Origin of the sequence: Variovorax paradoxus, assembly GCF_040544635.1 — a bacterium.
GTDB classification, from domain to species: Bacteria; Pseudomonadota; Gammaproteobacteria; order Burkholderiales; family Burkholderiaceae_C; genus Variovorax; species Variovorax paradoxus_R.
This window is the reverse complement of the sequence record NZ_JBEPKJ010000015.1, coordinates 113554-128255: the sequence shown is the minus strand read 5'-3', so window position 1 is coordinate 128255 and position 14702 is coordinate 113554. Positions and strand designations below refer to the sequence as shown.

Annotated in this window: 11 protein-coding genes; all 11 read left to right on the top strand. The window is 65.8% G+C overall.

Translation table 11 applies throughout. The features are described from left to right. The first annotated feature begins 5 nt into the window (after positions 1-5). Positions 6-686 carry a type 4a pilus biogenesis protein PilO gene (locus ABIC94_RS23430; protein ID WP_354375374.1) on the top strand — a complete coding sequence of 227 codons (681 nt, stop codon included), beginning with the start codon at positions 6-8 and terminating at the stop codon, positions 684-686. Beyond that, positions 683-1225 carry a pilus assembly protein PilP gene (locus ABIC94_RS23425; protein ID WP_354375373.1) on the top strand — a complete coding sequence of 181 codons (543 nt, stop codon included), beginning with the start codon at positions 683-685 and terminating at the stop codon, positions 1223-1225. Before ABIC94_RS23430 ends, ABIC94_RS23425 begins: the two co-directional genes overlap by 4 nt. Next, positions 1222-3363, top strand: coding sequence for a type IV pilus secretin PilQ (gene pilQ / locus ABIC94_RS23420; protein ID WP_354375372.1), 2142 nt, complete (start codon positions 1222-1224; stop codon positions 3361-3363). The genes ABIC94_RS23425 and pilQ overlap by 4 nt, the downstream gene beginning before the upstream one ends. Positions 3364-3386: 23 nt before the next feature. Next, on the top strand, positions 3387-3935 hold the full coding sequence (locus tag ABIC94_RS23415; protein ID WP_354375371.1) for a shikimate kinase: 549 nt from the start codon (positions 3387-3389) through the stop codon (positions 3933-3935). A gap of 31 nt (positions 3936-3966) precedes the next feature. After that, positions 3967-5079, top strand: coding sequence for a 3-dehydroquinate synthase (gene aroB, locus ABIC94_RS23410; RefSeq protein WP_354375370.1), 1113 nt, complete (start codon positions 3967-3969; stop codon positions 5077-5079). A gap of 22 nt (positions 5080-5101) precedes the next feature. Then, complete coding sequence (locus ABIC94_RS23405) at positions 5102-6232, top strand: deoxyguanosinetriphosphate triphosphohydrolase (RefSeq protein WP_354375369.1); 1131 nt, start codon at positions 5102-5104, stop codon at positions 6230-6232. A gap of 62 nt (positions 6233-6294) precedes the next feature. Beyond that, on the top strand, positions 6295-7560 hold the full coding sequence (locus ABIC94_RS23400) for an MFS transporter (protein ID WP_354375368.1): 1266 nt from the start codon (positions 6295-6297) through the stop codon (positions 7558-7560). Further along, on the top strand, positions 7557-8132 hold the full coding sequence (locus tag ABIC94_RS23395) for a DUF1415 domain-containing protein (RefSeq protein WP_354375366.1): 576 nt from the start codon (positions 7557-7559) through the stop codon (positions 8130-8132). The genes ABIC94_RS23400 and ABIC94_RS23395 overlap by 4 nt, the downstream gene beginning before the upstream one ends. Then, positions 8129-9010 carry a class I SAM-dependent methyltransferase gene (locus ABIC94_RS23390; RefSeq protein WP_354375365.1) on the top strand — a complete coding sequence of 294 codons (882 nt, stop codon included), beginning with the start codon at positions 8129-8131 and terminating at the stop codon, positions 9008-9010. The genes ABIC94_RS23395 and ABIC94_RS23390 overlap by 4 nt, the downstream gene beginning before the upstream one ends. 28 nt (positions 9011-9038) lie before the next feature. Then, a complete protein-coding gene (locus tag ABIC94_RS23385; protein WP_354375364.1) occupies positions 9039-9734 on the top strand; it encodes a transposase in 696 nt (231 codons plus the stop codon). Between the two features lie 186 nt (positions 9735-9920). Continuing rightward, positions 9921-14687, top strand: coding sequence for a glutamate synthase-related protein (locus ABIC94_RS23380; protein WP_354375363.1), 4767 nt, complete (start codon positions 9921-9923; stop codon positions 14685-14687). The last annotated feature ends 15 nt before the right edge of the window (positions 14688-14702 follow it).

The following is a 14702-nucleotide window of genomic DNA, read 5'->3' as shown; positions in this document are numbered from 1 at the left end:
GGATCATGGCAAGCAATCGCCCCTCTCAAAAGTTGGACGTCGCCGCGGCAATGCGCGGTTTCGGCGACCAGTTTCGCAACCTGAACCCGAACGACCCGGCCAGCTGGCCGCCGGTGCCCCGCTATGCCTTGTGCCTGGCGGTGACCGCACTGGTGCTGGTCGGCCTGTGGTTCGTGTGGCTCACCAATTCGAACGACGAGCTCGAGAGCGAGCGCGCCAAGGAAGTCACCCTTCGGGCCGACTACCAGAAAAAGGTCGCGCTCGCCGCCAATCTCGAGCTGCTGAAGAAGCAGCGCGAACAGGTGCAGCAGTACGTGACACTGCTCGAGAAGCAGCTGCCCAGCAAGGCGGAAATGGATGCGCTGCTGTCGGACATCAACCAGGCCGGCCTCGGGCGCAGCCTGCAATTCGAGCTGTTCCGGCCAGGACAGGTTTCGGTCAAGGACTACTACGCGGAACTGCCGATCGCCGTGCGCGTGACTGGCCGGTACCACGACATCGGCTCGTTTGCCGCCGACGTCGCGGGGCTGTCGCGCATCGTGACACTGAACAACCTGACGATCACCCCGCAAAAAGACAAGGACGGCGCCCTGACGATGGATGCCACGGCACGCACCTACCGCTATCTCGACGACGAAGAGCGGGCGGCCCAGAAACGCGCCGCGGCGCCGAAGGCCAAGAAATGAGGACGATCGCCAAACTCATGTGGCTGGTGGCGGCCGCTGCGGGCCTGAGCGCCTGCGCCGATTCGGAGCAGGAAGACCTGCGCCGCTGGATGGTCGAGCAGCGCGCCCAGGTCAAGCCCACGGTGCCTCCGATCACGGAGCCCAAGAAATTCACGCCCCAGGCCTACACCGAAGGGTCGGCGTTCGAGCCTTTCAATTTGTTGAAGCTCACGCAGGCGCTGCGCCGCGAATCGAATCAGCCCAGCACATCGGAGCTGATCGCGCCTGAACTGGCGCGCCGCAAGGAAGCGCTCGAAGCCTTCCCGCTCGACACGATGGCCATGGTGGGCAGCATGAACCGCAACGGCCAGCCGGTGGCGCTGGTTCGTGTCGACAAGCTCCTCTACAAGGTGCGTGTCGGCGAGTACCTGGGACTCAACTACGGGCGCATTACCCGTATCAACGAAACCGAAGTCGCCTTGCGTGAAATCGTGCAAGACGCCGCCGGTGAATGGATCGAACGCGTGGCGACATTGCAGCTGCAAGAGAGTGCGAAATGAATCAGAAAAAATCAACAATGGCACAGCGGCTGCGAGCCGCCGGGCTGGGTCTGCTGGCATTTGGCGCGTTCGCGATGGCGTATGCGCAAAACGCCATCGAAGCGGTGACCAGTTCGACGCAATCCGGCGCCGAGGTCATCCGTATCGATCTGGCCCAGCCGCTCACGGCGGTGCCGACCGGCTTTGCCGTGCAGACCCCCGCGCGCATTGCGCTTGATTTCCCGGGCGTCACCAACGCCATCGGGCGCTCCGCCATCGAGGTGAACCAGGGCAACCTGCGTTCCGTCAACGTGGTGCAGGCCGGCGAGCGCAGCCGCGTGGTGCTGAACCTCAAGCAGGCGACTGCCTACAAGGCCGAGATCCAGGGCAAATCGCTGCTGGTGATTCTCGAGCCGGTGGCCGGCACGGCGCTGGCATCGTCCACACCCACCGTCTTTGCCGAGAACCGCAACCGCGACACGCTGCCGCTGCGCGACGTCGACTTCCGCCTCGGTTCCGACAACACCGGCCGCGTGATCGTCGACCTGCCGAACAACCAGGTGGGTGTCGATGTCAAGCAGCAGGGCAAGAACCTCGTGGTGGAATTCACCAAGTCGACGCTGCCTGAAGGCCTGCGCCGCCGCCTCGACGTGGCCGACTTCAATACCCCGGTTCAGCTGATTACCTCGCAACAGTCGGGTGACCGCGTTCGCATGACGATCGAGGCCAAGGGTGACTGGGAGCACAGCGCCTACCAGAGCGAAAACCAGTTCGTCGTCGAGGTTCGTGCCCGCAAGGTCGACCCGACCAAGCTGACGCAAGGCGTGGGCTACAACGGCGAGAAGCTGTCGCTGAACTTCCAGAACATCGAGATCCGCTCGCTGCTGCAGGTGATTGCCGACTTCACGAACTTCAACATCGTGACCTCCGATTCGGTGACCGGCGCGCTGACGCTGCGGCTGAAGGACGTGCCGTGGGACCAGGCCCTCGACATCATCATGCAGGCGAAGAACCTCGGCATGCGCAAGAACGGCAGTGTGCTGTGGATTGCGCCCAAGGATGAAATCAACGCCAAGGAAAAGCTCGAGTTCGAAGCCAAGGCCACGATCGAGAATCTGGAGCCGGTGCGCACCCAGTCGTTCCAGCTCAACTACACCAAGGCAATCGCGATTGCCCAAGGCCTGACCGGAACCGGCGCTTCGTCGGGCGGCGGTGGCGGCTCCGGCACCACCACCCGCATCCTGAGCCCGCGCGGCAGCGTGATCGCGGAGTCGCGCACCAACCAGCTGTTCGTGTCGGACATTCCGTCGCGCCTGGCACAAGTGGCCGACCTGATCCAGAAGCTCGACATCCCGGTTCGCCAGGTGCTGATCGAAGCGCGGATCGTGGAAGCATCCGACACCTTCGGCAAGTCGCTGGGTGTGCGGCTGGGCGGCGGTATCTCCCGCGAGCGCGTCGCGTCGGCCAGCGGCAATCCGGCATACGGCACCTTCGGCGTCATGCCCACCACCACCACTGGCGGCGTCGGCGCCGCCGCAGCCACCTGGACCAACTCCAACTTCATCAACCTGCCCGCAGGCGATGCCGGCGGCACCGGCAATTCGCCAGGTACCTTCGCGATCTCGCTGTTCAACTCGAGCTTGTCGCGCATGTTGAACCTCGAAATCTCGGCGCTCGAAGCCGACGGCAAGGGCAAGCTGGTGTCCAGCCCCCGCGTCATTACCGCCGACCAGACGAAGGCGCTGATCGAGCAGGGCGAAGAAATTCCCTACCAGCAGGCAACCTCCAGCGGTGCTACCTCGATTTCGTTCCGCAAGGCGGTGCTGAAGCTCGAAGTCACGCCGCAGATCACGCCTGAAGGCAACATCATCCTGACCCTGGACGTGAGCAAGGACGCCCGCGGCGTCAACACTTCGGCGGGCCCGGCCATCAATACCAAGCACGTGCAGACCGAAGTGCTGGTCGAGAACGGCGGCACGGTCGTCATCGGTGGTATCTTCGAACTCACCGAAACCAATGACGAATCGCGCGTGCCGGTGCTGGGTGAAGTGCCCTACCTCGGGGCACTGTTCCGCAAGCGCGAACGCGTTGCCAACAAGACCGAAATGCTCGTCTTTATCACTCCGAAGATGATTACCGACCGCAACGCCGCGCGCTGACGCGCGGGCGTAGCAGCCACCGCGTGGCGGTCGCACTCGTCGGGTTGCCCGGCGCCGGCAAGTCCGCAGTGGGCCGGCGCTTGGGTGCGCGCCTGAACCTTCCGTTCGTCGATACCGACCACGTGATCGAGCAGCGCATCGGCTGCTCGATTCGCGATTACTTCGAGCGGGAAGGCGAAACGGCCTTCCGGGACCTCGAGCAGACGGTGATCGCAGACCTGGCCGCGCAGGCCCACGGTGTCCTGGCCACGGGAGGCGGCGCGGTGCTGCGGGAAGTCAACCGCAAGCAGCTGCGGGATCACTTCCACGTGATCTACCTGCGCTCCTCCCCTGAAGACCTGTTCCGGCGCTTGCGCCATGACGTCAAGCGGCCCCTTTTGCAGGTGGCCGACCCGCTCGGGCGGTTGCGCGAACTGCACGATGCGCGCGACCCGTTCTACAGGGAAACGGCCCACGATGTGGTCGACACAGGCCGTCCGTCGATCGCCATGCTGGTGAACATCATCGTCATGCAGCTGGAGCTCGCCGGTATCGTGGCGCCGGGAGCGCATCCGGAAGAGCCCACCGCCTGAGCAACCAGCCCGCAGCGCCTAAACTCGCTGCATGCCATTGCCCGCACCCTCCGCACAGCCAGAACGCGTCGACATCCAGCTCGGCGAACGCAGCTACCCCATCCTGATAGGCGCCGGCCTGCTGGGCGACCCGTCGAGCTTCGCCGCAGTGCCTGATGCCGCCAGCGCGCTGATCGTCAGCAACACCACGGTAGCGCCGCTCTATGCTCAAGCCTTGCGGACCACGCTGGCCGGCCGTTTCCGCACCGTGCACCTTCTCGAGTTGCCTGACGGCGAAGCGCACAAGAACCTGCAGACCCTGAACCTGATCTTCGACGCGCTGCTCGGGCACGGCAGCGACCGAAAAACCGTCCTGTTCGCCCTGGGCGGCGGCGTGGTGGGCGACATGACCGGTTTCGCCGCCGCCAGCTACATGCGCGGCGTGCCGTTCGTGCAGGTGCCGACCACGCTGCTGGCGCAGGTCGATTCGTCGGTGGGAGGCAAGACTGCCATCAATCACCCGCTCGGCAAGAACATGATCGGCGCGTTCTATCAGCCGCAGCTCGTGGTATGCGACCTGGGTACCTTGCAGACGCTGCCGCCGCGAGAGCTGAGCGCAGGCCTGGCCGAAGTCATCAAGTACGGGCCCATCCACGACATGGCGTTCTTCGACTGGATCGAGGCGAACGTCGATGCGCTGGTGGCCCGCGATCCGGCCGCGCTGGCCTATGCCGTCAAGCGCAGCTGCGAAATCAAGGCGCTGGTCGTCGGCCAGGACGAGCGCGAGACCGGCCTGCGCGCCATTCTCAATTTCGGCCATACCTTCGGCCACGCGATCGAATCGGGCCTGGGCTACGGCGAATGGCTGCATGGCGAAGCGGTCGGCTGCGGCATGGTCATGGCGGCGCACCTGTCGCAGCGGCTCGGCGGGGTCGACGCGGCGTTTGTCGAACGGCTCACGCGGTTGATCGAGCGCGCCGGCCTGCCGACGGTCGGCCCGGCGCTGGGAGCCGACCGGTACCTTGAACTGATGCGGGTCGACAAAAAGTCCGAAGCCGGCGAGATCCGCTTCGTGGTCATCGACAAGCCGGGTTCCGCCGCTGTCAGCAGCGCGCCTGATGCGCTGGTGCGCGAAGTGCTCGCGCAGTGCTGCAGCGTGGAATGAGCGCAGCGCCGAGGGTGCGTCGATGAGTCTCGCGGCCCATGCCTGCCACCCCGCGCGCTCGCGCGGGAGGCGCCATGCCGAGCCGCCCGCGCCGACGCGCGACGCTTTCCAGCGCGACCGCGACCGCATCGTACATTCCACCGCGTTTCGGCGGCTGGTCTACAAGACGCAGGTGTTCCTGAATCATGAAGGCGACCTGTTCCGCACCCGGCTCACGCATTCGATCGAGGTTGCACAGCTGGGCCGTTCCATCGCGCGCGCCTTGCGCATCAACGAGGACCTGGTCGAAGCCATTGCCCTCGCGCACGACCTCGGCCACACACCCTTCGGCCACGCCGGGCAAGACGCGCTCAATGCCTGCATGGCAAGCCACGGCGGGTTCGAGCACAACCTGCAGAGCCTGCGCGTGGTCGACGCGCTGGAGCACCGCTATCCGCAATACGACGGCCTGAATCTCAGCTTCGAAACCCGCGAGGGCATTCTCAAGCACTGTTCGCGCGCCAATGCGGAACGCCTGGAGATCGCAGAGCCCGACGGCGTGGCCCGGCGCTTTCTCGACCGCACACAACCGGGCCTGGAGGCGCAGCTCTGCAATCTGGCCGACGCCATTGCCTACAACGCGCACGACATCGACGACGGCGTGCGTTCCGGACTCATCAGCGTCGAGCAGCTCGGCGAGGTGGAGCTGTTCGAGCGCTACCGCCGCGAGGCGCTCGCCGAGTACCCCCAACTGGAAGGGCGGCGCGTGCTCTACGAGACGATCCGGCGCATGCTGAGTGCCCAGGTCTACGACGTGATCGACGCCACCCGTGCGGCTCTCGAAGCGGTGAGGCCGGCCGATGCCGACGGCGTGCGGAACGCACCGCCGCTCGTTGCGTTCAGCGAAACCATGCAGGTGCAGTCCAACGAGCTCAAGGGCTTTCTGTTCCGCAATCTTTACCGGCATCCGCAGGTGACGCAGACCACCGACCAGGCGCAGCAGGTCGTGCGGGAGCTGTTCGATGCCTATCTCGAACGCAGCGCCGAAATGCCCGATTCCTACGCAGGCCGTCGCGACCGGCACCGGGCCGTCGCCGACTACATCGCCGGCATGACCGATCGGTTCGCCATGCGCGAGCATGAGCGGCTCACGGGCCGGCGAGGCATCGCATGAGCGCAGCGCCGGCCCGTCCCAAGCAAGCTCGCACCGGAGCCCGCGAGGGCGAAGGCAGCCCAATGAGCTCGGCGGCCGTCGTGTCCGCGCGCGTTCCCGTCGCTGCATTCGCCGTTCTGCTCGGTGGCGTCAGCGCTGCGCTGCACCTGGGCAAGCTGCCGCCCGCCGTGCCGGCCCTGCAGGCCTCGCTCGGCATCAGTCTGGTCGAGGCAGGTTTCCTGCTGTCGCTGGTGCAGGTGGCCAGCATGACGCTCGGATTGGCGGTCGGGCTCGCGGCCGACACCATCGGTTTGCGGCGCAGCATGTTGACGGGGCTCATGGTGTTGACTGTCGCCAGCCTGCTCGGCGGCGCGGTCGGCATCGGGCTTTTTGGCGACGCGCCTGCTGTGCAGTGGCTGCTGGTTCTGCGCGCCGCCGAAGGCATCGGTTTTCTGCTGGCAGTCATGCCGGGGCCCGGGCTGATCCGCGCGCTCACGCCGCTCGGTGCGGACAAGGCCGCGCTGGGGCTGTGGGGCGCGTACATGCCGCTCGGCGTCGCGCTCGCGCTGCTGCTGGGGCCGGCCTTGATCGCCTGGGGTGGGTGGCCCGACTGGTGGTGGGCGCTGTCCCTTGTTTCGGCCGCTGCGGCGTTCTGGCTGTGGTTGACGGTCCCTGCGGACGGGGCTCGTTCCACTGCGCGGGGCGGCAGCAAGACCGAAGGGTGGTCGTCGCGGCTGCGCGCCACCGTCGGCGCGCGCGCACCCTGGATGATCGCGCTGACCTTTGCGGTGTATTCCGCCCAGTGGATGGCCGTGATCGGTTTCCTGCCGGCCATCTACGCAGGCGTGGGCGTGCCGGCTGGCTGGAACGCGGTGCTCACCGCCGTTGCCGCCGCGATGAACATCGTCGGCAATGTGGCGGGCGGGCGCTGGCTGCAGCGCGGTGTCGCCCCCGAGCGTTTGCTGCAGTTGGGTTTCGCGGCGATGGCGCTGGGCGGCGTCGCCGCCTTCGCGCAGGTGGGGCAGGGCGCCGACGCGGCCGGCCTGCCGCCGGCGCTGCGCTATATCGCGGTCTGCGTCTTCTCGCTGTGCGGCGGCATGGTGCCGGCGACCCTGTTCCTGCTCGGGGTCCGACTGGCGCCCGGGCCCGCCACCGTTTCAACGACAGTCGGGCTCATGCAGCAGGCCTCCTCGCTGGGCCAGTTCCTGGCGCCGCCTGCGGTGGCCTGGGTGGCTCACAGCGTCGGCGGTTGGCATTGGACGTGGACTGCCACGCTGGCATGCTCGCTGGCCGGCATGGCCATGGCGCGGCACCTGGGACGAATACGCCTTGCGGCGGCAGTGGCATGACCGGCGCGGCGACAATCAAAGCCATTCAGGCCGAAGCCGATACGCGGCGCTGGCTCGAGCGCGCGGTGATCGGGCTCAATCTGTGCCCGTTCGCGAAGGCCGTGCATGTGAAGGCGCAAATTCATTACGCCATGTACTTGCCGGCCGACGACGCCACGCTGATCGAAATGCTCCTTGCCGAGGCCAATGAACTCGCTGCGCTCGACGCCTCCGTGCGCGATACCACCTTGCTGATAGCACCCAATACCTTGGCGGATTTTCTGGACTTCAACGATTTCGCGGCACGCGCCGAACGCAAGCTCGCCCGCGCGGGCTTCGACGGCGTGTTCCAGCTCGCGAGCTTTCATCCGCAGTTCCAGTTCGGCGGCACCGAGCTTGACGACATTTCGAATGCAACCAATCGCGCGCCGTACCCCACGCTGCACTTGCTGCGCGAAGACAGCGTGAGCCGCGCAGTCGAGGCGTTTCCCGAAGCCGAAGCCATCTTCGAGCGCAACATCCAGACGCTCGAAGCGCTGGGCGCTGCCGGCTGGGCTGCACTCGACGTGGGCCCGGGGAGTGCCCGATCATGAATGCACAAGCAACCAAGGCCGTGAAGACCGCCAAGATTTCCATAGCCGAGGCCGAGCTGTCGGAGGTGTTGCGGCCGGGCCAGTCCGTAGAGCTCCTGAAGGAGTTGCACATCCTCACGCGCGAGGGCCGGCTCAACCAGGATTCGCGGCGCAAGCTCAAGCAGGTGTACCACCTGTTCCAGTTCATCGAGCAACTGCTGCGCGAACTACCGGATGGCGGCGCCGAGGCCACGCTGGCCGACCATGGCGCCGGCAAGTCGTACCTCGGTTTCATCATCTATGACCTGTTCTTCCGTGCGCGCGAGGGCGGTCATGTCTATGGCATCGAGACGCGAAGCGAACTGGTCGAGAAATCGCGTGCGCTGGCACGGCAACTCGGCTTCGACCGGATGTCGTTCCTGAATCTCACCGTCGCCGAATCGGCCCAGGCGAGCGAACTGCCCGAGCGGATCGACGTGGTCACCGCGCTGCATGCCTGCGACACCGCAACCGACGATGCGATTGCCTTCGGGCTCGCGAAGAAGGCGCGCTGCATGGTGCTGGTGCCGTGCTGCCAGGCCGAGGTGGCGGCCTGCCTGCGCGAAACCAAGGCGTTGGCCTTGTCGCGCACGCCGCTGGCCGAGCTGTGGCGCCATCCGCTGCACACCCGCGAAATCGGCAGCCAGCTCACCAATGTGCTGCGCTGCCTGTATCTGGAGGCCAACGGCTACAGCGTCACCGTGACCGAACTGGTGGGCTGGGAGCACAGCATGAAGAATGAACTGATCCTGGCGCGCCACACCGGGCAGCGCAAGGCCAGCGCCGCCACCCGGCTCGGCGAGCTGCTGTCGCAGTTCGGGCTCGATGCCCTGGGCGATACCCGCTTTCGCCTGTCCTGATTCCGCGAGCGCGCGCCGCTGTCACGCCATGGCCCGTCTGCCCCGTCTCACGCTCGCCGACATGCCGCACCACGTGATCCAGCGCGGCAACAACCGCCAGGCGATTTTTATCGACCGTGCGGACCACGAACGGCTGCTCGGCCTGCTGGCCGACGCCGCACCGCGCTTCGGCATCGCGCTGCATGCCTATGTGCTGATGGACAACCACTTCCATCTGCTGGCAACGCCCGGCACCACGACCGGGCTGCCGCAGTTCATGCAGTCGGTCGGGCGCAGCTATGTGCGCTATTTCAACGACCGCCACGGCCGCAGCGGCACCCTGTGGGAAGGGCGCTACAGGTCCACGCTGATCCAGACCGATCGCTATCTGCTGACCTGCATGGCGTATATCGACCTCAATCCCGTGCGGGCCGGCTTGGTGTCGGACGTGCGCGACTTCCCATGGTCCAGCCACGGGCACTATGCGGGCCTGCGGCACGACAAGCTGCTGACCCCGCATCCGCTGTACTGGGAGCTGGGCAACACGCCTTTTGCCCGTGAGGCCGCGTACGTCGAGCTGGTGCGCGCCGGCGTGCGGCCGGCCGATCAGGGCGTTCTCACCGAAGCCACGCTGCGGGGCTGGGCGGCCGGCGACGCTGATTTTCTTGCTTCGCTTCAGAAGTCGACCGAGCGGCGCGTGGCCAAAGCGAAGGCTGGGCGCCCTCCGGCGACTCCCGGTTCCTGAGCGGGAACGCGCATGCGTCACCGAGCAATCCATGGCTGTTTTGATTCCACTATTAATATGTCCCCAATTTAATTCTGACCAGAAAACTCGGGATTTAATGGGAATCTGACCCCTAATAAAGTATTTGGCATTCTTTGTGCATCGCAATATCCTTCTCTTCCCTGCGAAAAACTGAAGGAGTGCGCCATGACGACGGCTGCCGAGATCGAACATCTCCAACAACACGGTCTGTATTCCGGTGCCGACGAGCACGATGCCTGCGGCGTCGGCTTCGTCGCGCACATCAAGGGCGAGAAGAGCCATGCCATCGTGCTGCAGGGCCTGAAGATCCTCGAAAACCTCGACCATCGCGGCGCAGTGGGCGCTGACAAGCTGATGGGCGATGGCGCAGGCATCCTGATCCAGCTGCCCGACCATCTGTATCGCGAAGAAATGGCCAAGCAGGGCGTCACGCTGCCGCCGCCCGGCGAATATGGCGTCGGCATGATCTTCCTGCCCAAGGAACATGCCTCCCGCGAAGCCTGCGAACAGGAAATGGAACGCGCCATCAAGGCCGAAGGCCAGGTGCTGCTGGGCTGGCGCGACGTGCCGGTGAACCGCGACATGCCGATGTCGCCCACCGTGCGCGCCAAGGAGCCGCTGCTGCGCCAGGTGTTCATCGGCCGCGGCAACGACGTGATCGTGCAGGACGCGCTCGAGCGCAAGCTCTACGTCATCCGCAAGACCGCCAGCGCCAACATCCAGCGCCTGAAGCTCAAGCACAGCAAGGAATACTACGTTCCGAGCATGTCGAGCCGTACCGTGGTCTACAAGGGCCTGCTGCTCGCCGACCAGGTGGGCACCTATTACCTCGACCTGCAGGACAAGCGCTGCATCTCGGCGCTGGGCCTGGTGCACCAGCGCTTCTCGACCAACACTTTCCCCGAGTGGCCGCTGGCCCACCCGTACCGCTATGTCGCCCACAACGGCGAAATCAACACGGTCAAGGGCAACTACAACTGGATGAAGGCGCGCGAAGGCGTGATGTCTTCGCCCGTGCTGGGCGCCGACCTGCAAAAGCTGTATCCCATCAGCTTCGCCGGCCAGTCCGACACTGCCACCTTCGACAACTGCCTCGAGCTGCTGACGATGGCGGGCTACCCCATCAGCCAGGCCGTGATGATGATGATTCCCGAGCCCTGGGAACAGCACGCCACCATGGACCCGCGCCGCCGTGCGTTCTATGAATACCACGCCGCCATGCTCGAGCCGTGGGACGGCCCGGCTTCCATCGTGTTCACCGACGGCCGCCAGATCGGCGCCACGCTCGACCGCAACGGCCTGCGCCCCTCGCGCTACTGCGTGACCGACGACGACCTGGTCATCATGGCTTCGGAATCGGGCGTGCTGCCCGTGCCCGAGCAGAAGATCGTGCGCAAGTGGCGCCTGCAGCCCGGCAAGATGTTCCTGATCGACCTGGAACAGGGCCGCATGATCGACGACGAGGAGGTCAAGGCCACCCTCGCCAACAGCAAGCCCTACAAGCAGTGGATCGAAAACCTGCGCATCAAGCTCGACAGCGTGAAGGCCGAACCGGCCGCATCGACAATCAAGGCGCCGGTGAGCCAGGTCGCGCTGCTCGACCGCCAGCAGGCCTTCGGCTACACCCAGGAAGACATCAAGTTCCTGATGAGCCCGATGGCGCAGGCCGGCGAAGAAGGCATCGGCTCCATGGGCAACGACAGCCCGCTGGCCGTGCTCTCCAGCAAGAACAAGCCGCTCTACAACTACTTCAAGCAGTTGTTCGCGCAAGTGACCAACCCGCCGATCGACCCGATCCGCGAGGCCATCGTGATGTCGCTGGTGTCCTTCATCGGCCCCAAGCCCAACCTGCTGGACATCAACCAGGTCAACCCGCCGATGCGGCTCGAAGTGAGCCAGCCGATTCTCGACTTTGCCGACATGGCGAAGCTGCGCGACATCGGCAAGTACACGCAGGGCAAGTTCAAGAGCTACGTGCTCGACATCACCTATCCGCTCGCCTGGGGCGACGAAGGCGTCGAAGCCAAGCTGGCGTCGCTCTGCGCCGAAGCGGTCGACGCCATCAAGGGCGGCCACAACATCCTGATCGTGAGCGATCGCGGCGTGAGCCCGACGCAAGTCGCGATTCCCGCTGTGCTGGCGCTGTCGGCCGTGCATCAATACCTGGTGCGCGAGGGCCTCCGCACCACGGCGGGCCTGGTGGTGGAAACCGGCTCGGCGCGCGAGGTGCATCACTTCGGCGTGCTCGCGGGCTACGGCGCGGAAGCCGTGCATCCCTACCTCGCCATGGAAACGCTGGCGGCCATGCACGCCGACCTGCCGGGCGACATGAGCGCCGAGAAGGCGGTCTACAACTACGTCAAGGCCATCGGCAAGGGTCTCTCGAAGATCATGTCGAAGATGGGTGTCAGCACCTACATGAGCTACTGCGGCGCGCAACTGTTCGAGGCCATCGGCCTGAACACCGCCACGGTCAACAAGTACTTCACCGGCACGGCCAGCCGCGTCGAGGGCATCGGCGTGTTCGAGATTGCCGAGGAAGCCATCCGCATGCACAAGGCGGCTTTCGGCGACGATCCGATTCTTTCCAACATGCTCGACGCAGGCGGCGAGTACGCCTGGCGCACGCGCGGCGAAGAGCACATGTGGACGCCCGACGCCATCGCCAAGCTGCAGCACAGCACGCGCTCCAACAACTGGAACACGTACAAGGAATACGCGCAGCTCATCAACGACCAGAACCGCCGCCATCTCACGCTGCGTGGCCTGTTCGAATTCAAGCTGGATCCGGCCAAGGCCATTCCGGTCGACGAGGTCGAGTCCGCTGCCGAGATCGTCAAGCGTTTTGCCACGGGCGCGATGTCGCTCGGCTCAATCAGCACCGAGGCGCACGCCACGCTCGCCATTGCCATGAACCGCATCGGCGGCAAGAGCAACACGGGCGAGGGCGGCGAAGACCCGGCGCGCTACCGCAATGAGCTCAAGGGCATCCCGATCAAGCAGGGCGACACGCTCAAGAGCGTGATCGGCGCGGCCAACGTGGAGGTCGATCTGCCGCTGAAAGACGGCGACTCGCTGCGTTCGCGCATCAAGCAGGTGGCTTCGGGCCGCTTCGGCGTCACCGCCGAGTACCTGCATTCGGCCGACCAGATCCAGATCAAGATGGCGCAGGGTGCCAAGCCGGGCGAGGGCGGACAGCTGCCCGGCGGCAAGGTCACCGAGTACATCGGCAAGCAGCGCTATGCGGTGCCGGGCGTGGGCCTGATCTCGCCGCCGCCGCACCACGACATCTACTCGATCGAAGACCTGGCGCAGCTGATTCACGACCTGAAGAACGCCGCGCCGCACGCCAGCATCAGCGTCAAGCTGGTGAGCGAAATCGGCGTGGGCACCATCGCGGCCGGCGTGGCCAAGTGCAAGAGCGACCACGTGGTGATCGCGGGCCACGACGGCGGCACGGGCGCATCGCCGTGGTCGTCCATCAAGCACGCGGGCAGCCCGTGGGAAATCGGCCTCGCCGAAACACAGCAGACGCTGGTGCTCAACCGCCTGCGCAGCCGCATTCGCGTGCAGGCCGACGGCCAGATGAAGACCGGCCGCGACGTTGCCATCGGCGCGCTGCTGGGTGCCGACGAGTTCGGCTTTGCCACCGCGCCGCTGGTGGTCGAAGGCTGCATCATGATGCGCAAGTGCCACCTCAACACCTGCCCGGTGGGCGTGGCGACGCAAGACCCGATCCTGCGCAAGAAGTTCTCGGGCAAGCCCGAGCACGTCGTCAACTACTTCTTCTTCGTGGCCGAGGAAGTGCGCCAGATCATGGCCCAGCTCGGCATCCGCAAGTTCGACGACCTGATCGGCCGCGCCGACCTGCTCGACATGCGCAAGGGCATCGAGCACTGGAAGGCTTCCGGCCTGGACTTCAGCCGCCTGTTCGCACTGCCGATCGTGCCGGCCGATGTGCCGCGCTATCACGTCGAGAACCAGGACCATGGCCTGGAGCGTGCGCTCGACGTCAAGCTCATCGAGAAGTCGCGTCCCGCCATCGATCGCGGCGAGAAGGTGCAGTTCATCGAGGTGGCGCGCAACGTCAACCGCTCGGTGGGCGCCATGCTGTCGGGCGCGCTGACCAAGGTGCATCCGCAGGGATTGCCCGACGATTCGATCCGCATCCAGCTCGAAGGCACGGGCGGCCAGTCGTTCGGCGCCTTCCTGGCGCGCGGCATCACGCTGTACCTGATCGGCGATGCCAACGACTACACCGGCAAGGGCCTCTCGGGCGGCCGCGTGGTGGTGCGCCCCAGCCTCGATTTCCGCGGTGAAGCCATCCGCAACACCATCGTCGGCAACACCGCGCTCTACGGCGCGACCACCGGCGAAGCTTATCTGTGCGGCGTGGCCGGCGAGCGCTTCGCGGTGCGCCTCTCGGGTGCCACGGCGGTCGTCGAAGGCACTGGCGACCACGGCTGCGAATACATGACCGGCGGCACGGTCGCGGTGCTCGGCAAGACCGGCCGCAACTTCGCGGCCGGCATGAGCGGCGGCGTGGCTTTCGTCTATGACGAAGATGGCCAGTTCGCCACGCGCTGCAATCTCTCGATGGTGTCGCTCGACAAGGTGCTGACCTCGGCCGAGCAGACCGCGAGCGTGCATCGCAAGATCTGGCACGCGGGCGAGACCGACGAGGCCCAGCTCAAGAAGCTGCTCGAAGAGCATCATCGCTGGACCGGCAGCAAGCGTGCGCGCGAATTGCTCGACAACTGGGCCGTGGCGCGCACCAAGTTCGTCAAGGTGTTCCCGAACGAATACAAGCGGGCGCTCGCCGAGCTGCACGACCGCAAGGTCGAGCTCACGAGCAGCGGCAACAACGCGCACATCGGCCTCGAGCCGCACGCGCTGGCCGCCGCACCGCAAGCCACGCCGGCCGCGGTCTGACAACCGGCGACACAG